At 64.3% G+C, this 21,071-nt stretch carries 12 protein-coding genes and 2 pseudogenes; 9 read left to right on the top strand and 5 right to left on the bottom strand.

Features of this window, described 5'->3' with window-relative positions:
- Window positions 1-30 precede the first annotated feature (30 nt).
- Window positions 31-1,443 (bottom strand): polyprenol phosphomannose-dependent alpha 1,6 mannosyltransferase MptB, encoded by a 1,413-nt coding sequence (mptB, locus tag SK1NUM_RS13130; RefSeq protein ID WP_212322893.1) that lies wholly within the window; start codon window positions 1,441-1,443, stop codon window positions 31-33.
- Window positions 1,444-1,612: 169 nt separating this feature from the next.
- On the opposite strand from mptB, the gene SK1NUM_RS13135 reads away from it, so the two are divergent.
- Complete coding sequence (locus tag SK1NUM_RS13135; RefSeq protein ID WP_212322896.1) at window positions 1,613-2,077, top strand: DoxX family protein; 465 nt, start codon at window positions 1,613-1,615, stop codon at window positions 2,075-2,077.
- 1,391 nt (window positions 2,078-3,468) lie between these two features.
- Window positions 3,469-3,681 carry a LuxR C-terminal-related transcriptional regulator gene (locus SK1NUM_RS15505; RefSeq protein WP_396020941.1) on the top strand — a complete coding sequence of 71 codons (213 nt, stop codon included), beginning with the start codon at window positions 3,469-3,471 and terminating at the stop codon, window positions 3,679-3,681.
- Between the two features lie 221 nt (window positions 3,682-3,902).
- Here SK1NUM_RS15505 and SK1NUM_RS13145 read toward each other — a convergent pair.
- The 3 genes and pseudogenes from SK1NUM_RS13145 to SK1NUM_RS13155 all read right to left on the bottom strand — a co-directional run.
- Window positions 3,903-5,858, bottom strand: a pseudogene (locus SK1NUM_RS13145) (peptidase domain-containing ABC transporter); the annotation flags it as partial.
- Window positions 5,792-8,722, bottom strand: coding sequence for a type 2 lanthipeptide synthetase LanM (lanM, locus tag SK1NUM_RS13150; RefSeq protein ID WP_212322903.1), 2,931 nt, complete (start codon window positions 8,720-8,722; stop codon window positions 5,792-5,794). The gene lanM and the pseudogene SK1NUM_RS13145, both read right to left, overlap by 67 nt.
- Before the next feature lie 174 nt (window positions 8,723-8,896).
- Entirely contained in the window at window positions 8,897-9,112 is a 216-nt protein-coding gene (locus SK1NUM_RS13155) for a hypothetical protein (RefSeq protein ID WP_212322906.1), read from the bottom strand.
- 345 nt (window positions 9,113-9,457) lie between these two features.
- On the opposite strand from SK1NUM_RS13155, the gene SK1NUM_RS13160 reads away from it, so the two are divergent.
- The 3 genes from SK1NUM_RS13160 (at window position 9,458) to SK1NUM_RS13170 (ending at window position 12,153) form a co-directional block, all read left to right on the top strand.
- Window positions 9,458-10,189: a response regulator transcription factor gene (locus SK1NUM_RS13160; protein WP_212322909.1), complete on the top strand. Its 732-nt coding sequence runs from the start codon at window positions 9,458-9,460 to the stop codon at window positions 10,187-10,189.
- Window positions 10,189-11,610, top strand: a complete 1,422-nt coding sequence (locus SK1NUM_RS13165; protein ID WP_212322912.1) for a HAMP domain-containing sensor histidine kinase — start codon at window positions 10,189-10,191, stop codon at window positions 11,608-11,610. Before SK1NUM_RS13160 ends, SK1NUM_RS13165 begins: the two co-directional genes overlap by 1 nt.
- Before the next feature lie 174 nt (window positions 11,611-11,784).
- Window positions 11,785-12,153, top strand: a complete 369-nt coding sequence (locus tag SK1NUM_RS13170; RefSeq protein WP_212322915.1) for a hypothetical protein — start codon at window positions 11,785-11,787, stop codon at window positions 12,151-12,153.
- Here the strand turns inward: SK1NUM_RS13170 and SK1NUM_RS13175 are convergent.
- Window positions 12,128-12,970, bottom strand: a complete 843-nt coding sequence (locus SK1NUM_RS13175; RefSeq protein ID WP_212322918.1) for a DUF817 domain-containing protein — start codon at window positions 12,968-12,970, stop codon at window positions 12,128-12,130. The genes SK1NUM_RS13170 and SK1NUM_RS13175 overlap by 26 nt on opposite strands.
- 57 nt (window positions 12,971-13,027) lie before the next feature.
- Here SK1NUM_RS13175 and deoC point away from each other — a divergent pair, with 57 nt between their 5' ends.
- The 4 genes and pseudogenes from deoC to SK1NUM_RS13195 all read left to right on the top strand — a co-directional run bounded on the left by deoC (window position 13,028) and on the right by SK1NUM_RS13195 (window position 21,067).
- Entirely contained in the window at window positions 13,028-13,684 is a 657-nt protein-coding gene (gene deoC, locus SK1NUM_RS13180; protein WP_212322921.1) for a deoxyribose-phosphate aldolase, read from the top strand.
- 117 nt (window positions 13,685-13,801) lie between these two features.
- Window positions 13,802-17,419 (top strand): annotated as a pseudogene (locus tag SK1NUM_RS13185) (ABC transporter ATP-binding protein).
- Window positions 17,420-17,553: 134 nt separating this feature from the next.
- Entirely contained in the window at window positions 17,554-19,335 is a 1,782-nt protein-coding gene (locus SK1NUM_RS13190; protein WP_223927608.1) for an ABC transporter ATP-binding protein, read from the top strand.
- Window positions 19,328-21,067, top strand: a complete 1,740-nt coding sequence (locus tag SK1NUM_RS13195; protein ID WP_212322925.1) for an ABC transporter ATP-binding protein — start codon at window positions 19,328-19,330, stop codon at window positions 21,065-21,067. Before SK1NUM_RS13190 ends, SK1NUM_RS13195 begins: the two co-directional genes overlap by 8 nt.
- Window positions 21,068-21,071: the final 4 nt, after the last annotated feature.

Consider the following 21,071-nt stretch of genomic DNA (forward strand, 5'->3'; position numbering starts at 1 on the left):
GACACTAGTGCGCGCCCGCAAAGGACCACGTCAGTCCGTGGTCGCGCTGACGTCATACCCCGGTCGCCCCGCGAGCACATCGACGGACCTCCCGTCGATGTGGTGCCACAGCCACCAGGTGGCCAGGACCAGCACCGGCAGCCCGAAAGCGACCTGGGCGGACGACGTCACCACGATCACGATGGTGGCGCTGAGCCAGACCCGCTGCCAGCGCAGGCTGGGAAAAGCCAGGGCCACGAAGGGCGCCACCCAGGTGAAGTACCAGGGCTGTAGCGCCGGCCCGAGGACCGCGAAAGCCAGCAGACCCCCGAGCAGGACGATCCAGGGTCGTCCGGGCTCACCGGGCCGGGGCCCGAAACGCACCACGAGCCAAGCCCAGGCCCCCAGCACCATCACCCCGGCCACGAGCGTCAGAATGCGTTGCGCCGGAGTCACCCATGCGTCAAGCGCCAGGAGCTTCATCACCTGGATGATCCACGACAGCGGTGAGTCGTTCATCACGGCCAGCGGGCTCCCTGCGGTGCTGTTGCTCCAACCGAACCCGAAACCGGAGCCCAGCGACACCGCGGCAAACACCGCCACGGCCGCAGCCCCCGCCGCCGCGGCGCGTCCCGCCAGCCGCGCCCAGGAGCGTCCTGGCGAGGCCGCCCACGCCAGGGCCACGATCCCGAGTCCCGCCGCGGCCCCCGACTGCTTGATGGTCAGGGACGCGCCGATCAGGACCCCGCCCAGCAGCAGGCCAGACCACCCGCCCCGCTGGGCCGCGACGACAGCCAGAGCGATCAAGGCCACCAGCACCGCGTCGTTGTGCACTCCGGCGATCCATTGGAAGACCAGCAGCGGAGTGGCGATCCCGGCCCACAGGGCAGGACCGGTAGGGACACCGATGCGCACCGCAAGCCTCCTGACCGCCCAGGCCACCACCAGCAGGCACCCCAGGTGCAGCAGCCGGAACAGCAGTATCCCCAGCCACGGCACACCGCCGCTCAACCAGAAGACAGCCGCGAAGATCAGCAGCGCTCCCGCGGGATAGACCGACGTGGTCTCGACCCAGTCCACCCCGACCTCAATCCCTGGCAGTCTCGGCTCGCCGAGCGTCATGGCATAGGGGTCGTGCCCGTTGAGCACCATCCAGCCCTGCGTCAGGTAGGCGTTGACGTCGAGGCTAAAGAGCAGCGGGGCGGCCAGCAACGGCAAAGCCCACAACACCGTCGCCATGACAGGCCGCGGGAACTGCGGCCCGGCCTGCCACCACGCCAGCAGCAGTGCCGAACAGGAGATCAGGAACAAACCGGCCAGCAGATAGTCGGTCACCGTGACCGCAGGACGTGGCACCAGCCAGCCCAGGACGCTCGTGAGTGCGCTGGCAAGAGTCCCGAACATCACCCAGCGCCAGCCATGGGCAGGAGGAGCGGCCTGGGAGCGCAATTCACAACGGGACATCACGCATAACTCTAGTGCCGCGTGACGGGAGTTCGCCGGGTGTTTTCTTCGCCCGGCTGCCTCAGGATCATCCACCCCGAAGGCTGCGAGATTTTACCAGAGATTTTCGAGAGCCAGCGATGGAATCATGTCATACGATTGGCTGGACGACCGACCGCAGGGAGAACCCATGAAGGCCTTCATCCGAGTGCTCCAGGACATCGCCCTGATGCTCACCCGCATCGTCATGGGCGTTGTGATGGTTACTCATGGATGGCACCGCTGGCAGAACGAGGGGATTACCGAGGAGGCGAACATCCTGGAGCGGGTGGGGATACCGGACCCCGCCCTGATGGTGTGGCTGCTGATCGGTTTCGAGGTGATCGGCGGCATCTTCCTGATCTTCGGCCTGGCCACCCGGGTGATCAGCTTCGGGCTGATGGTCCTGAACATCGGGATCATCGTGACGCTGAGGTCGAGCACGTTCTACGTCCACGACTCTGGCTGGGAGTACAACGCGGTGATGGCCGTCGTCGGCCTGATGCTGATGGCCCATGGCGCGGGGCGGACGGGCCTGGATCACCTTTTCGTGACGCCACGAGAGCAGCCGCTGCCAGAGGAGTCCGACCCTGGACCCACCCACGCCGCATTCTGAAGCGCGTTCTGAGGGCCGCGGGCTCGCAGCGGCCTGCCACCCTCGCCGGGTCACTACTCCAGTTTTCAACGACTGAGAACTGAAATCAATTAGCGCACTTTTAGATGCCTGAAGTTAATGATGCGCCATCAGCCGACACCCTGGGGAAACTGTTATGGACGTCGGGACGGCAGGTTGTTGCATAAGAAACCATCCGCGCACACGAAAACCAGCTGTGCACGCAGCGCCCGCCATCATACCAGATCAGGAGCATATTCCCCATCAATCCCGGTCCGGCCCGGCCCCTCCTAGCCTTACGACGAAGCCGTCAGACCTTCAAACACCCCGAAGATACCCCAGACTGCTTATCCTTAAACCCCGATCAGATGCAAAACACCTAGCCAGAGGGGTGTTGATAACTTTTAGACGCGCTCGCGCCACCTCTACCAGTCAGATGCCCTCCGGGAGTCCAGCCGAGATATAGCATAAACCCGAAGCAGCCTTCAGGATCACAAAAACAGTCGCCTTTCCCAGCACCCCCAGCCGGCGAGCAACAATATGTATAAACGAGATTTTCCAGACATTCTATAAAATAGAGCAAGTCTTTTCTAAATCCCCGCCTATTATCCTTTTCACAAACAGCCCAGAAGGAACCAAAAGAAGCTCCCGGCAAGGCATGACACAGCTTTCGCATTTCATTAGAAAAATGAGGATTTCCTGAAACACAACCGAAACAAAAGAATATATCAACAGCAGATCAAAGTGGCGTTGACTAGGACTTTTGCCCGCAGAAAAGCCAAAATAAAGCGTCCAAGGCGCCCCCACCGCCACCCTATCTGCGACCATGTTTCTAAGAAACTTCACAGTTGACTGGGCCCTTTGGAGTAAAGTAGAGTGCAGCAAACAACCTGAGAGCGCGCCGGGGGAGCATAAAACATTTATGTTGCGTAGCCGATTCCCGCGCCGCGAGACAGCAGGATCGGAGCACATGGATGACAATTTCACATTCAAACAATTCGGCCGAAAGGACGACAACATCCGCAGTTCATGTGGTTCGTGGACTTGAATCTTTAGTGGGGGCGCATCTTCGCTCCCTGCAGACGCTGCACCGTTCCCATCCGGGGCGGGTCACGGTCACCTGGAAGCATCTGCTGATAGCCCCGGCCCTGAATTCAACCGACCTGTCCCGGTTGCACTCGTATCGGGGCGACTACCTGATAGTCGGGGTAGTGTGCGACTCCATAGGCCGGCACACCAAAAGAGTGCTCGACGCCGGCGCCACCGGCGTGTTGAACACGCTGCTGGATCCTTGGGTCTGGGCCAGCGGGATGCTCTCCCAATGGGCCGAGATCAGCGCGGAGAGGCAGCAGGCCAACGTCCTGGAGACCCTTAGTGAGGCTGACCACCAGCTGATGTCCGAGCTGGCCCGGGGAGCGTCGACGCTCGAGTTGGCTCAGAAGTACTTCATCTCGGAACGCTCTATGTACCGTAGGTTGCGCGACCTGTATGCGCGCCTCGGGGTGCGCTCACGCGAGGAGGCGGTCGTCGTGTGCTCGACGGTCAATGCGCGCCTGGGCAGCACGCCGATCACCTTGGACTCGATCTCCCCGGCATCCCCTTGCTGATCAGGCTCACGCGAGTACAGGTCGGCGTAGCGCCCACCGATGCGCATCAGCTCACGATGGGTCCCCGACTCCACGATGCGCCCGGCCTCCATCACCAGGATGCAGTCGGAGTCCACCACCGTGGACAGGCGGTGGGCGATGACTATCCGGGTGCAGGAAAGGTCCCCGAAGAACCTGGAGACGACATCCTCAGACCGGTTATCGAGGGAGCTGGTCGCCTCATCGAGCACCACCAGCTTGGCTGCCTTCAGCGCCGCACGCGCCAGCACGATGCGCTGCTTCTGGCCTCCAGAGAAGTTGTCCCCCAGCTGGGCTATGGGCGTGTCATAGCCCAGGGGTAGTTCCGCGATCTCGTCATGCAGCCCGACGTCCCTAGCGGCCCTCTCAATCTCAGCCTGGCTGACCTTCCCCATACCCCAGGAGATGTTGCTGGAGACGGTGCCGCTGTTGAGGGTTACGTTCTGCGGCACATAGGCCACTTGCGCATGGAATCTCTCGCGGTCGAAGTCGTACATGTCGACCCCGTCGATGGTGATCTGCCCCTGATCAGTCGTGTAGAGCCCCACCAGCAGCCGGCCCAGGGTGGTCTTCCCGCAGCCGGACGGACCCACTATCGCGATCTTGGATCCAGCCGGCGCGTCGAAGCTCACATCCTGCAGGACGGGGGCCGCAAAGCTGCCGTAGGCGAAGGAGAGGCCCCGCACCGAGAGATCCCCCGTCATGGGCCAGTTGTGTACTCCCCGGAAACCCTGCGGGGTCTCACGCAGCAGCACGTCGGCCACCCGCTCCAGCAGCGCCGCACCCTCGGACAGCTTGGTGTAGGACCCCGCCATGCTGGCCACCTGCCCCAGCAGGACGCCGGAGAGGGTCTGCACCGAGACGACGAGGGCCATCGGCATGTCCGCTCGGGTTAGTACCAGGACCAGCAGGATCAGCAAGGGCCCGATGAACTGGAGGGCCATGGTCACCGACGAGAACCCGGTCTGGAGGGTCTGTAGCCTGCCGAACTGCTTCAGCAGCGCGTCGTTGTCACGATTCCAGCGTTCGATGTAGTGCTCCTCGAGCGCGTTGGTTTTGATCATCTCCAGGGCGGTGATCGAGGCGACCTGGGTGCGTTCCAGTTCAACCCGGTTCTGTGTCTCTTCAAGGGCCACGGACGTGATTGCCCGCGCCGAGAACACCGATATCAGCACTACTAGGAGGACCAGGGCCAGGGCGACGGCGACGCCCAGCGGCGAGACCCAGGTGATCCAGACGAGCACCGCCACCACCAGCACCGCGCTGACCAGGGTCTGCACGAGGTCCGTCGTGATCAGCGATCTCAGCTCCTGGACTGCCGACAGTGTGAACAGCAGATCCCCGGGACCACGCAGGGCGGAGAACTGATACGGCAGCCTCATGAGCCGGGAGAACAGGTCACGGGACAGGGAGCGTCCCACGGCGAGAGAAGCCATGACGCCGGCGAGGCCTCTGAAGAACACCGCCAGGGCGTATCCCAGCCCCAGGCCGAACAGCACCAGGAGCATCGCCGCGTCGCGGTGCTGGCCGGGGTCGGGAAGGACCAGCCGCAGGATCTCGGGCAGCGCCAGTGACACACCCGCCATGACCAGGGAGGCCAGCAGGACCAGGCCAATCAGGGTCCTGTGCCGCCTGGCGTAGACACCCAGCAGGCTCCACTGGCTCGGCAGCTGGCCGGACCGGACGTCGCTCTCCTGGCCCAGGGTGATCGCGATGCCGCGGAAGTCGCGCTCGAATTCCTCCGTGGTGAGCACCCGCCGCCCGCCGCCCGGATCGAGGATGGTCACCTTCCTGCCGTGGAACCGCTCCGTCACGACGTAGTGGTGATCGGTCCAGTAGCAGATGGCGGGTGAGGTCAGGAGCGCCACACCCGAGGCCGTCGTGCGGTACACGTGTGGCACCCCGCCCTCCTCAGTGAGGATGCGGACGATGTTGGCCATGTTCAGCCCGTCCCGGCCGACGATATACCGCTGCCTGAGGTCGTCGATTGAGGCGGAGCGATTGTGCTGGCGCAGCAGCATTGCGCAGCAGCACAGGGCGCACTCGGTCTGCTGGAGCTGGCGTATCAGGCGCGGACGTCGCAATCCCACCGTCAAGCCCCAACCCGGTAGGGACCGAAGGTCAGCGGCGACCACAGTGTCAGGCCGCTGGTCAGGCACAACAGCCCGTAGCCTATGCCGGACAGGCCGATCATCAGCCCGTCGTTGAGGAAGGTCTTGCTGTCCCGGGAGGCCAGGCCGTGCGCGATGCCGGGGAGCGCATCAGCGAGGCGACGCCTCACCCAGTCACGCCTCGCAGGGACGGCCTCGGCCAGCAGCATCAGATTGCCCAGGTCCCCATGGCACAGGGTGAAGTTCAGCCCGAAACCGCTGTTGAGGCACTCGTCCAGGAGGCGCTGCCGGGTGCCGGCGGGCAGCGGCGTACCGATGGTTTCCCGGATCCCAGCCGCCAGGAGGATTCCCGGAGCGCCGTGGCACCACCCTTTGCCCCGGGACCCCTCGGTCTCGGCATCCATCAGGAACAGCCTGTCGGGGGCACCGAACCAGCGGTCGTGGCGGGCGATCATCTCGCCCAGGGCCGCGGGGATGTCGGGATGCCGGTCCCGGCAGGCAGCCAGGGCCGCGATCCGGCCGCTGGTGCCGTGGGCCATGCCGCTGTACCGGGTTCCCAGGAACTCGTCGCCCAGATAGGGATCGCGGAACAGCGCCTGCGGCAGTCCGCGATCGATCACCCGGGACAGGATCCCGTCCTGGTCCAGGGCGTGCACCTCGGGGACGCGGTCCAGGTGGTGTGCCGCGGCGACTATCCCGAAGATGCCCATCATGAAGTCGCACTCCTCGAAGGCCTCGATCTCGTCGGCCACGCAGGACCACAACCCGAGGCCGGAGCGGATCCAGTCCAGGTTTCCCGTGATGATGCCGCCCGCGACGGCGGACCACGCGACGCCTGGGAAACCGCCTGCCATCCCACCGCTGGCTTGCCGGCTGCGGACGTCGGCATTCTCCCGCAACGCATCACAGCGCGCCACGAAATAGCTGCCGGCCAGCTCACACAGCTCCGGGTCGCCGAGATGAACACCGGCTGCGGCCAGGAACAGGGCAATGCCAGAGGCCCCGGCGTACATGTCGTCGCCCAGCTCCTGGACGCGCCAGGGATGCTTCTTCGCGGCGTCCTGGATCGCCGCCCCCAGCCATCCGGGAGCCCCGCCGTCGCCCCTGAGGGCGAATCGCGCCAGCTCGTCGGCAATGGCGCGGATCAACTTCCCCGGTTCCGCATCGCCAGAGCGCGCGGCAGCACGCATCCGCTGGTATTCCGGGGCCTTCTCCTCAACATCTAAATTGTCGATGAAGGAGGCTCTTATCAGGCGCTCGTTCAGCAGAAGATCGTTGCGCGAGAATTTCTCCAGCAGATACTGCGCATTGGACAACGGCGTGCGGCCGAGGACATCGGCGAGCCGGTCGCCAGTCGAGCCGAAGACCGCAGTGTCCTCGGTGTTGAGCGTGAAATACGGGATATCGCCGTGCATCAGGTCCTCGACCTCTGCGCGGATCACGGCGGCGGGGAACCGGGAGAGCTTGCCGATGCCAGTGCGGTGATAGAACAAATGGGCCACATCGCTGGACTGCTGCACCAGGGGATGGGCGCCAAGGTCGAGAAGCCTGCCATAGGTCCGGGTGTTGTCGATCAGGGTGCGCGTGAAAACCCCGGAGAAGCATTCCTTCAGCCAGCAGGACACACGCTCCCGGTGCGCCATCACCCATTCCATCGTGCGCCTATATCCCGCGCACAGGGCGTTCAGTTCGTCGACGGAGATGATGACCTTGCGGGTGGCCACCTCGCCGCTGACCTCGGGAGCCTGCATCTGGAGGCTGACCCCGCCCGATGAGGAACGCTCAAGAGTCATCGTGGGAGCCATCGGGGACTGATCCTCGACATAGCCGAGGAAACCCACATCCACGGAGAGGTGATCGTCGTATTCGGTGTCCATCCGGCTGGGGAGCAGGCCGCTGTTGATGACCGAGGAGACCAAGGCCAGTTTTATCGGCGTCGGCGGCGTCTTCATCTGGTTGACGCTGAACAGCGTCTCCGCGTCGATCACGACCGGCAGCCCGGCATGATGCCTCAGGTTCTCATGGTGCATGTCGCTGGCACCCACCAGCTGCAGCAGCGCCAGCAGCTCACCACAGCCGTCAAAGTAATCGACACCGGGCGGAAGCCGCTTCTCATCGGCCAGCTCCTGCCAGCCCCAGTCATCACCGAGAACCATGCGCAGCCTGCCGAACCGGGTGCCGGCCGCCTCGTTGAACCGGTCGCACAGCTCCCCCAGCCCACGATCCGCCCTCAGGTCCCGTGGCTTGTAGATCACAGATCTCCCGTCCGCGAACACCAGGCGTGAGACGCTCTGGCCGCCGCGATGGCCATCCCCCAGACCGGTGAGAATCTGGACGATGTCCCTCTGCTGTCCGGCCAGGGACGTCAGACGCCCATCTTGCAGGGCCTCGTCGGTGCGTGCGATCAGGGTCAGCAGGTGACGCCGCCGCTGTGCACAGAAGGTGTGAAGGGTTTCACCAAGCCTCGGGAAGGCCCGCAGCAGCGCGTCCCGGAAATCCGTCCGCCGGCAGAGCCGCGCGAAGGAGCCGGGGCTATCCGGCAGCCGATCAGCGTCTTGGAGGATGGTCATCGCCGAGACCAGGACCCGGGCCGACATCTCAGCCACGCCATTGGCGATGCCCTGGATATGGCCGTCCGCGATCGCCGCGGCATGGCCGGCAACGCTGGGATAGCGCAGCAGCTCCTCTGCCACATCATCTAGGTCACGCACCACGGCCGCCCCGAACTCCGTCGGCGGCGACGACTCACTGCCGTCGCCCGGCTCGATGCCGGCCAGTTCGGCAAGCCCCTGGGTATTGTCCGTCACGGGCGCGATATCTGATACGGAGATCCCGGACACCGTATACAGCAGATCGTCTATCTCGGCCTGGCCGAGTTCAGGAAACAGGAAAGCCGTATCACTGGTAAGCATGGAGGGCAGATCTTCTAGTGTGATGGTCTTCTGATGTAAATGGGTCGGGCGGTGGGCATCCGTGGCGCTTCCCCGCCTCATCCAGGAAATTCCTGAAAATGGCTAGAAAATCCCTGGCCTACTGGTTGGGGCCGCGCTCCTCACGCGACCCCAACCATTGTCACTGGCTATTTGTCAGCAGCCCTTGTGGTGATGGTGGTGGGGCGGCGGGCAGGGCTGGCACCAATTCTTGCTGCATTCCCAGGAGACGGTGCAGACATAGCCACAGCTGCTGGGATGTGGGACACTCCAGCAGCCACCGCCGGTCTCCGGGGCTTTGGCATCGATTTCCTGTGCCGACAGTTCCTGCAGGAAATCACCGGCCTCAAGGAATTTCTTGGAAGCAAGCATGTTTAACTCCTTCATTAGAGCTTTACACTGAACTTTGGTCACGCATACGCGGTAACCGAGCGTTACGTTACGCAGAAGGCACATCAGGTGCTATGGAATCCGGGGATCCTGGCGCCGACTGTCGTGCACCTGACAGCCAGCGCCCCCGGTAGATAACTTTCGTCCAGAGACCTTCATCCAGCACCGCCCCCAAAATCCGCGGCTCCGATGTGCGCACGACGAGCGCTGCGGGTCAGTCCCTGACACACCGGTGCCAGCACACCCAGCCAGGCGTCGCACATCCCACACAGGAAGCCCACAGGTTTCTCATAGCCAAACCCCGTTCCCGGCTGTCACAGTAGACGCATGCCTCCTGCACAGCCTGCTCCCCTGACCCGCCCTGACGGCACCGCCCTGAAGGTGCTAACCGTCGATGATGAACCCAGCCTGACCGAGCTGCTGGCCATGGCCATGCGTTACGAGGGCTGGGAGGTAACCACCGCCGCCACCGGAAATGACGCGGTCCGGGCAGCACGCGCCATCAAGCCCGACGCCATTGTGCTCGACATGATGCTGCCGGACTTCGACGGCCTGGAGGTGATGCGCCGCATCCGCACCGAGCAGCCCGACGTGCCGGTGATCTTCCTGACCGCGAAGGACGGCGTCTCCGACCGCATCACGGGCCTGACGGCAGGAGGCGACGACTATGTCACCAAACCGTTCTCCTTAGAGGAGGTCATCGCCCGGCTCCGCGGCCTGCTGCGACGTTCCGGGGCCACGACGGTGCAGCCCGACACACAGCTCGTGGTCGGGGACCTGATCCTCGACGAGGATTCCCACGAGGTCACTCGCGCAGGCCAGAGCATCAACCTCACGGCAACCGAGTTCGAGCTGCTGCGTTACCTGATGCGCAACCCCAAACGAGTGCTCAGCAAGGCCCAGATCCTGGACCGGGTGTGGAACTACGACTTCGGCGGCCAGGCGAACGTCGTGGAACTCTACATCTCCTATCTGCGCAAGAAGATCGACGCCGGCCGAGCGCCGATGATCCACACCATGCGCGGCGCCGGCTACGTGCTGCGGCCCGCGAGCGCGTGATGCGCCCCACCACTCTCTCCGCGCAGCTGCGCCACCGCGTCACGGCCGTGGTGGCGGTCCTGGCGCTGCTGATCTCGGTGGGCACCATCGTCGCGGCCAGCGCCATCATGTACTCGCAGCTCGACACGCAGATCGACAACGCCAAGAAGCTGCAGTTGCACTTCGCCCCCGGCGAGCAGGACGGTCGCCCCAAGGGCATCACCGCTCCCGGCATACCACCTGGCACCATCATCTTCATACGATTCGCCAACGGGGTGGACCAGGCCTCCGAGGTCGGCAACGGCACATACGACGACGGGGTTTCCCGGCAGGTCGAGGTCAAGAAAGCCTTGTCCAGAGTTGAGGCCGACGGGCAGAAGCACAACGTCGACCTCCCGGGCTGGGGACAGTACCGGGCCATCGCGCACTCCTATGTCACCGGCGACCTGGTGGTCATCGCCCTGCCGCTCGAGAGCCTCAACACCGCCATCGTGCGGCTGACACTGCTGGCCACCGGGCTGGGAGTGGTGGCGGTGGTGGCGGCGGCCCTCGCGACCCGGGCCGTCGCCAACGCCGCGACGAAACCCCTGAGGTCCCTGTCGGCGACGGCCTCGACAATCTCGCAGCTAGACCTGGACCATGGCGAGGTCAGCGTCCCGGCTGCCGTCCCCGACCCGAGAATGCACCCCGATCATGAGGTGGCGCAGCTGACCACCGCCTTCAACCGGATGCTGGGCAACGTGCAGGGAGCCCTCGCCGCCCGGCAGGCCTCCGAGACCAAGCTGCGCAGGTTCGTCGCCGACGCCTCCCATGAGCTGCGCAATCCGCTGGCCGCGATCCGCGGCTACTCAGAGCTGGCGGCCCGCAGACAGGGCAAAGACTCGGCCTTCGCACTTGGACGGATCGACTCGGAGTCGAGGCGCATGACCAAGCTCGTCGAGGACCTGCTCCTACTGGCCCGGCTCGACGCCGACGCCCCCGTCGAGATGCAGCCCGTGGACATCGTCGAGGTGGTGCTCAACGCCGTCAGCGACGCACAAGCCGCCGGCCCCGACCACAACTGGCGGCTGAAACTGCCGGAGGAGGGCTTCGAAGTACAGGCCAACGCCGACCGGCTGCACCAGGTGATCGTCAACCTGCTGACCAACGCCCGCAACCACACCCCGGCGGGGACCACCGTCACCACCATCGCCGGCATCCGGGACGGTCGTGCGTGCCTGATGGTCGTCGACGACGGCCCCGGGATTGCGCCCGACGTGCTCCCCCGGGTCTTCGAGCGCTTCACCCGCGCTGACGCCGCCCGCAGCCACAGCGAGGCGAAGTCAACCGGGCTGGGCCTGTCCATCGTCCAGGCGGTGGTCGCCAGCTTCGGAGGCCAGGTAGAGGTCGACTCCCACCCAGGCCGCACCTGCTTCACCATCTGGCTCCCCCTGGCCGTCTAACCTCCCGCAGCGCGACGCACAGATTTATCGACTTTATCGCGATACGGCGACGAGCAGAGCCATAAACCGCGACATCTAACTAACCGTTAACTGATCGGCCATGGCAGAACTCATCCCGCACGGTAACGTACGGGGCACAGCAGCTGGAACCTCGAGGAGGAGAGGAATGGACTGATGCCGTCGATCACGCCACAGAACCGCGACTTCCTGGAGACGGTCGCGGTGGGGGTTGTGCTGACGGCGATCACGACTGGGACTCTGCTGCTGGTCGGCTGGCTGGATCTGGGACGCAGCCTGATTCTTGCCTCCCTGTTCGTCGCGATCATGGCGGGAACAGCCGCCTACAAGGCCTATCAGCTGGGCAGACGGCAGCCATCCGAGACCTTCATTCTCATCGTCAGCATCCTGATCTCGCTCTCGATGGTTGTGGCGCAGCTAGGCAGCAGCAACCTGCAGTCCGCAATCATCTGCGCGATCATCCTGCCCCTGGTGACCTATGCCAGCCGGCACTGGGGTTTCAGACAGCCTCGTCAGGACGATTGAATTCTGGACAGCGATCCCCGGGGTTCGGGGTGGTCTCGATGCGTGAGGGACGATCGCCGTACAGCGTCCCCTCGTAGGCCTTGACGCCGGTGACCAGCACGAAGCTCAGCACGACCAGCAGGGCCCATGACCCCAGTTTGCCGACGTGCACCAGCTGCCAGGCAGCGAGCTGGTCGGGGTATTTCCAGGCTCCCAGGAACGTCGCGGCATTCTCGGCCACCCACAGCGCCCCGCCGATCAGCAGGAAGGACAGGGCAAGGGGCATCCGGTACCGCTTCGGGCCGACGGTGAAATACACCCACGTGCCCCATGTCGTCAGGATCATCCCAGCTGCGATCCACCAGCGCAGGTCGCCGATGAAGTGGTGGGTGTAGAAGTTCAGGTAGGCAGCCGCCCCGAAGAGGGTGACGGGCAGCCAGCGGTACTTGGTCACCCTGAGGTCGAGGCGCCGGAAGGCCTGGCAGATGTAGGACCCCACCGCCGCGTACATGAAACCGGAGAAGACCGGGACCCCTGCGATCCGCAGAAGCCCAGGCTCGGGATAGGACCAGGAGCCGGCGCTGACCTTGAACACCTCCAGCGCCAGGCCGATCAGGTGGAAGGCGCAGATCACCAGGAGTTCCCGCCAGGTCTCCAGCCCAGCAGCAACGAACAGGACCTGCACAACGAGCACATAGCCAAGAAGCACGTCATACCGGGCGACGGGAATATCCCAGGCGTTCCAGACCAGGCCCGAAACACCCAGCCCCGCGAAGATGACGATGGCGAAGGCGCAACAGGTCAGCTCGATCCATGCGAAACGCAACAACTGAAGCATGCCCTTCCTTCCGCAAGCCTGCCGGGAGCGCGGGAAACATACCACTACCCTGACCACATGGATGCCTCCCGCGAGATGCTCGCGCGCATAATCGACCACACCCTACTGACAACCGACGCCACCCCGGCGCAGGTCTCCGCACTCGTCGCCGAGGCGCGGGAGCTGGGGACCTTCTCAGTGTGCGTCTCACCGTCGATGCTGCCGCTGACCGATGACCTGGGGCCGCTGAAGGTGGCGACGGTGTGCGGATTCCCGTCCGGCAATCACACCCCCACGACCAAGGCAGCCGAGGCGGCGGAATCGTCGCGGCTAGGAGCCGATGAGGTCGACATGGTGATCAACACCGGCTACCTGAAAGCCGGTGAGCCACACTTGGTGGCCGGTGAGATAGCGGCGGTCCGCGCGGCCACATCCGGGCTGTTGAAGGTCATCATCGAGTCAGCGGCCCTGACGGACGAGGAAATCGTCGCCGCCTGCCAGGCCGCGGAGGAGGCGGGCGCGGACTTCGTGAAGACCTCCACGGGCTTCCATCCAGCGGGAGGAGCGACGGTGCACGCCGTCGAGTTGATGGCAGCCACCGTCGGCGGCCGCCTGGGCGTCAAGGCCTCCGGTGGCATCCGCGACTGGGCCACCGCCCAGGCCATGGTGGCAGCCGGCGCCACCCGGCTGGGCCTGTCCGCCAGCCGCGCCATCCTGGCGGGTGCACCGGACTGAGTCAGCTCCCGCATCGCTCCCGAGACCGGCAGCCTGGGCGAGCTCAAGGGGTGACAGCAGCTCACCACGCGCCATAGGATTTAAGCAAGCCTAACCTAATGTATTTGGGAACTCCCTATGCGTGCAGCATCAGATCAGCGCACCCCGGACTCGACCGGAGCACCGTCACCTCGCTCGTCCTCGAACAGTGTCAAGGCGATCATCCTGCGCCGCCAGGCGAGCCTGGTCCTCAGCGCAGCCCTAGCAATCGCCGGAGCACTGGCCGGGTTGATCCCCTACGTCGTGGTCTATTTCGTGGCCAACGAGTTGTTCCTCTCCGAACAGGTCGACCGGGACCGCCTGCTGAGCCTCGGTCTGTGGGCAGGGGCCGCGGTCATCGCGGAAATCCTGTGCAAGGCATTCGCCAATGCCGTCTCACACACCGCCGCCTATCGGATCCTCGCCGACCTGCGTCTGGCCTTGGCCGAGCGTCTGTCCCGGATGCCTCTCGGGCGCGTCCAGGTGCGCAGCTCCGGTCACCTCAGGAAAGTGTTGCAGGACGACGTCGAGCAGCTGGAACTCGGTTTGTCCCACGCCATTCCCGATATCGCGGCGGCCATCGCCGTCCCCCTCGCCAGTCTGATCGTGATGTTCGTGATCAGCTGGCCGGTCGCATCGGCGGCTCTCGCCGTAGTCTTGCTCTCAGTCGTGCTCGTGGCCTGGGGGGTCGCTCGTTCAGCTGGCGTCGCCGAGAGCGAGTCGGGGATCAAGGAGCACCTCAATACGGCGGTCATCTCGTTCCTGCGCGGCATGAAGGTGATCCGTGGTTTCCTACCGGGCAAAACCAGCTTCGCAGCCACAGACGACGCTATCGCAGCGAGCGAGCAGATTGAGAACACCAAGATGCAGCGGGGCAAGTGGCAGGCCGTCGCCTCAACCGTTCTCACCACAAGCGCGGTGCTGTTTGTGCTGCCCACAGGATTGTGGTGTGTTCATGCTGGCTACCTGACTCCCTCCGCACTCATCTTTTTCCTCCTTGTGGGAACCGGCTTCGCCCAGCCTCTGATGTCCCTGATGATCAGCATGGCGGTACTGCAATACCAGATCGAGGCAGGCTTGAAGAACATCTCCGAAATCCTGGATGAACCAGATCTGCCGAGTCCGGAGCATCCTGAGGTCCCTGAGGATTTCAGCATCGACATCCATGACGTGAGTTTCGCCTACGAGGATGGGCCGACGGTGCTGCATGAGATCAACCTGAACATCCCCGAGGGCACCTCGCTGGCTCTGGTTGGGCCTTCTGGAGGTGGAAAGTCCACGCTGCTCGGCCTGCTGGCACGCTTCTATGACGTCAATAGCGGCTCGCTGCGGTTGGGCGGGGTGGATCTGCGCGACATGGACCCCGTCGCATTGATGCAACGAGTCGCGTATGTCCAGCAGGATGAATATATCTTCGCCGGAACGCTCTGGGAGAACATCAGAATGGCCCGCCCGGAGGCAACCGACGAGGAGATCACCTCGGCTGCCGAACAGGCTCGGGTGGGTGAGTTCGTCGGCGAGCTGGACAATGGCTGGCGCACCGTGCTGCCTGCTGGAGGGGGACGGCTCTCCGGTGGGCAACGGCAACGCATCTCCATAGCCCGGGCAATCCTGAAGGGCGCCTCAGTCATCCTGTTGGACGAGGCGACCGCTTTTCTTGACCCGGAGAGCGAGGCCGCAGTGACGAAGGCGCTGGCGGAGCTCAGGAGCAGGACAACCATGATCACAGTCGCTCATCGCCTAGGCACGGTCACCGACTACGACCAGATCGCTTTCCTGGCAGAAGGCCGGATCACGGCCACCGGCACGCATGAGGAATTACTCCAGCATTGCCCGGACTATGCCCAGCTCTGGGCCTCTTTCCAGCAGGCACGTGGCTGGAGGATCACCAAATCCGCGCAAGAGCCAGGCGCCGGAGAAACCCAAGAGGCAAAAGCATCAGCTGGCGCGTTAAAACCTGGCGACGACACCACCACAACCTGGGAAAACACCAGAGTGGTGGGTTTGAAGAACATGAAACCAATCCGGCAGTGGCTCCATCTGCTCGGTGAGCAGCGCAGCTCGTTGTGGCGAAAGGGGTTGGTGTGGATCATAGCTGACGGCATGCTGACGAGTTCGCCCTTAGTGGTGACTCTCTTCGCCCTGCTGGAAGTCCTGTCTGGTCAGGTCGGAGCCGACATGTGGTGGCGCTACGGGCTGATCCTGCTCGCGATCTTCATCGTACGGTGGCTGGTTGGCGTCGGCCTCGCAACCGTGTGGTGGCCAACCACAAACAACGTCATCACCCATCTGCGCCAATCCATCCTCACCCATCTCCGGCGAATCCCATTGGGAAAATACGACCGGCTCGACGTCGGACAGACTGCGACTCTCTTGGTCGCCGACCTGCCCTTGATCGATTTCGTGAACCTCCCGGCCAAGGTGATCGTCAGCCTGCTGCAGCCTCTGCTTGCCATGACCATCCTGCTGATACTCGACTGGCGGTTGGCCTTGGCCGCCCTGGCGGGCCTGCCGGTGTTCTTCTTACTGCTGTGGCTATCCGACCGGACCCAGAATCGTATTCTGGGAGAGGTCACCCAGGCACGCAGCAATGCCAGTAGTGAATTGCTCGAGCTAGTCCAGGGAACGGCTGTCTTGAGAGCCAATCCGGATGCGCCCCAGGCCAAGAAATACCGGGATTCAGTGGAGGCTCTCCGACGTGCCAGTGTGGCTATGGCTATTCAAACCAGCCCACTTCACTCTCTCGCCTCTGTGGTGCTGGAGCTTGGATTTGCGGCGCTGGTTATGGTGGTCTGCTATGGATCAGTGAATGGCGACATGTCCAATATGGTCGCACTGCTCGGCTTGGTCATCTCACTCAATCTGTACCGGCCGTACCAAGAGCTCATGGATCTTTCGACCTATCGCCACCTGCAGGGCCATATCGTCAACCGTATTTCGCAGATCTGGGACATCGAACTGCTGTCGGAGGGGAACTTGGAGACACCGCCAGGGGAAGCCACCGTCACTTTCAACCACGTCAGTTTCGCCTATCTCGACAACCAGGAAGTTCTGCGTGATGCCACGCTCATGGCCCGGACGGGAGAGATAACAGCCCTCATCGGGCCTTCAGGAGCTGGGAAGTCGACTATCGCGAACTTGGTTGCACGTTTCTGGGATGTTGGCTCCGGCTCTGTCCGGATTGGCGACGCCGATGTCCGGGACCTGACATCAGTGGGTCTCGCCTCGCAGGTGACGGCCGTCTACCAGGATGTCTACCTGTTCCCAGGAACGATCCGGGAGAACCTGTGCCTCGGAAATGACATGCCGGATGCGAGACTAGAGTAGGCGCTCCAGGCCGCCCAGGCCTGGGATTTCGTCAGCCAGTTCCCTGACGGTCTGGACACCAGGCTGACAGAAGGCGGCACCAACCTGTCGGGAGGACAGCGTCAGAGGATTTCCATCGCGCGAGCCCTTCTGAAGAACGCCCCCATCCTGCTCTTGGACGAGGCCGTCGCTTCCGTGGATCCCGAGACCGAGATCCGCATTCAGCAGGCACTCAGCTCACTGGTGACCGGTCGCACCGTCATCGTGGTGGCCCACCGCCTGAACACCATCTGCTCGGCTGATCGCATCGTGGTGCTGGCACATCACGGTGTCGAGGCAATGGGCACCCATGAAGAGCTCCTAGATTCCAGTCCGGTCTATCACCGCCTGTGGATGGCGAGCCAGCAGTAGTGAACGACTATGAACCCCATAGGCATTGCCTCTCACAGCAGCGTCTTGTTGTCGTTTCTCGCGGGCCGGGACAGTCTAAGACCGTCATCACTTGCCGGATATCCTGAGATCGCTACCACCCGCCAGGAGGGATCATGGCCACCACCCAGCAGAAGAACCCGGCCAGTGTCTGGGAGCTGATCAGATCCGCCCACACCGCGATGATCGTGGGTGGTGCGGTCGCCTTTGTCGGGGCAGGACTGAAGGTCGTCCCTTATATCGCACTCGTCGAGATCGGCCGCGGTTTCCTGACCGGGGCGTCCGCCGCCCATCAATGGGGCTGGTTCACAGCGGCGGTAGTGGCCATGGTCATCCATGGGGTCGCCTACACCGGTGCCCTGGGCGCGACCCACCTGGCTGAGGCGAACCTGCGCAACGAGCTGCGGCTCAAGCTGGTAAACAAGCTGCCGCGCCTACCGCTGGGGTGGTTCAACGACCGTTCCTCGGGGCAGATCAACCGCGCCGTCATCAGCGACACCGAGCAAATCCACACCCTGGTGGCCCATCTCGCCGGTGACATGATGAACTCGGCCGGCACCATCGTCGTCGGCTTCGGCTACCTGCTGTGGCTGGACGCCCGTTTCGCAGGCCTGCTGATCCTGACCTGGCTGCTGGTGATGGGACTGTCGATGCTGCCCGGCATGATGGGGATGAGGCAGACCTTCGACGAATACTCCGCCGCCCAGCAGGAACTGTCCACGGTGACGGTCGAGATGGTCGACGGCATCAAGGAGGTCAAGAACTTCGGCATGACAGCGGACGTCTTCGGACGGTTCGACGCCGCGGCCCGCAAGAGTGCCGACGTCACGATGAACTGGATGCGCAAGTCCGGGGTCAGCGTAGCGATCATGGGCGCCGTCATGCAGCCTGCCGCGACGCTGGCCCTGACCATCGGGCTGGGTTTCTGGTTCGTCCAGCTGGGCTGGGTGACCCCGATCACGGTGGTGGCCTTCGCCCTGGTCTGGGTAGGGATCCCGGAGGGCCTGACGGCCCTGGTGCAGATCTTCCAGCACATCTATGCTGCCAAGCAGGCTGCCAACTCCACCCTGGAGGTCCTGAAGACCCCAGAGCTCCCGGTCCCCACAGCCCCGGCGTCCCTGACCGCCGACCCTTCGCTGATCGAGATCGACGACGTCACCTTCGGCTACGAGCCGGACAATCCGGTCATCAAGGATGTGACGCTGACCTGCCGGCCGGGCACCGTGACCGCGCTGGTCGGTCCGTCCGGTGGCGGCAAATCCACCCTCGCGAAGCTGATAGCCCGGTTCTGGGACGTCGGATCCGGCGTGATCCGGATCGGCGGCATCGACATCCGGGAGCAGACCGACAAGCAGCTGATGGGGTCTATGGCGCTGGTGTTCCAGGACGCCATGATCGCAACCGACACCATTGCCCGGAACATCGCCCTCGGCAAACCCGATGCCACACACGAGGAGATCATCGAGGCGGCCCGGAAGGCACACATCCACGACCGGATCATGGCCCTGCCGCACGGCTACGACACGGTGCTGGGGGCCGGCGACGGTTTCCTGTCAGGGGGTGAGGAGCAGCGGCTGAGCATCGCGCGGGCCTTCCTGTCGGCTCCCCAGATCCTGATTCTCGACGAGGCCACCGCCCAGGCGGACGCCCACTCTGAGCTGGAGATCCAGCGGGCGATCTCGGGGCTGGCTGAGGGACGCACCGTGGTGATGATCGCCCACCGGTTGTCGACCATCCAGTCCGCCGACCAGATCGCGGTCATCGACGAGGGCCGGATCACCGAGTGCGGTCCGCATGACGAGCTGATCGCCCAGGGCGGGCAATACGCTCGTCTCTGGGCTGCCCAGCAGAACACCATCACAGGAAGCCACCAGGTGGCAGGAGGCCAGGATGCTTGAGCGATTCCGGAAATACCTCGACCGGCCGCAGAGCGTCTACGCCCTGATCGCCGGCTACACCATCGCGGCAGTGCTGCAGGGACTGGCCTTCGGTGTCCTGATCTGGTTCCTGCGCGGTTTCCTGTCGGAGGATCCAGGCAGTGCCACTGGGGCCTTCTGGCTGCTGATCGCCCTCGGGGTGGTGTCCTTCGCCGTGATGGCGGCGACGATGATCGCTGCGAACCGGATCTCCGCCTACGACGTCTGCGGCAATGTGATCGCCAAGATCGGCCAGCGAGTCTCCGCCCTGCCGCTGGGCTGGTTCGACTCCGGCGCGACGGGACGGGTCTCCGCTGCGGTCACCCACGAGACCGACGCGCTGTCGCACCTGGCGTCCATCGTCTTCCCACAGCTCATCTCCGCCCTGGTCACACCGGTCACCGCCGCGGTGGTCACGCTGGTCTACGACTGGCGGCTGGGCCTGGTGATGGTCGTCGTCGCCCCTATCGTCTGGGTGCTGTGGCGATGGGCGATCCCGGTGATCCGCCGCGAGCAGGAGCTCGCCCCGAAGGTCAGTTCCGAGACCGCGGCGCGCATCATCGAGCAGGCCCGGCTACAGCCGGTGCTGCGGGCTCAGGGCGTGGCCGGCACCGACTGGGAGCCGCTGGATGAGGCGCTGCGCAGCGAATACGAGACGATGAAAGGCCTGATGGCGGCCCAGTCGCGACCCTCCTCGGCCTTCGGGATCCTGGGGCAGGTGTTCTTCGCCGCCGTCCTCGGCACGGGGCTGGCCCTGGCGATGGGCGGGCAACTCGACGTCCCGGGCTACCTGGCGATCGGCCTGATGGCGGCCCGCTTCACCACCCCGATCTCCCAGTCGGTGTTCTACGCCGCCGAGATCCAGAAGTCGGTCGTCAGCCTGGATACCATCGGCGCGATCGTCGACTCCGACCCGCTGCCCGAACCCAGCGACCCGAAGGTCCCAGAGGGGACGACGATCCGGTTCGACGACGTCCAGTTCGGTTATGTCGCAGATCAGCCGGTGTTCTCCGGCCTGTCGCTGACCGCGGCCGAGGGTGAGATCACCGCGTTGATCGGCCCGTCGGGCAGTGGCAAGTCGACGGTGACCCGCTTGGCCGCACGCTTCTGGGACGTCGGCCAGGGGTCGATCACCATTGGCGGCGTCGATGTGCGGGACATCCCGACAGCCAAACTCATGGAGATGACCTCCATGGTCTTCCAGGACGTCTACCTCTTCGACGCCACCATCGCTGAGAACGTCCGGATCTCCCGGCCCAAAGCGACCGACGCCGAGGTCACCAACGCCCTCCACCGCGCGGGGCTCGACCAGACGATCGCCCGGCTGCCCGAGGGCATCAACTCCCAGGTCGGGGAAGGCGGCCAGAAGCTGTCCGGCGGTGAGCGGCAGCGCGTCTCGATCGCCCGCGCCTTCCTCAAGGATGCCCCGATCCTGCTGCTGGACGAGATCACGTCCGCCCTGGACGCCGAGAACGAGGCCGCGATCACCCAGACCCTGGCGGAGTTGTCGCGGGGCCGGACGGTCATCGTCATCGCGCACCGCTTGTCGACGGTGATGCAGGCCGACCACATCTACGTGCTCTCCGGCCGCGAGAACGGCGTACCGACACAGGTCGCGGAACACGGCATACCAGCCGAACTAGCCTCCGGCAACGGAATCTTCGCGTCCATGCTCGCCGACTTCGAGCAGACCGCCCGCTGGCAAGTCCGCTAATGGC

The sequence above is a fragment of the Arachnia rubra genome, from assembly GCF_019973735.1.
Lineage (GTDB): Bacteria > Actinomycetota > Actinomycetes > Propionibacteriales > Propionibacteriaceae > Arachnia > Arachnia rubra.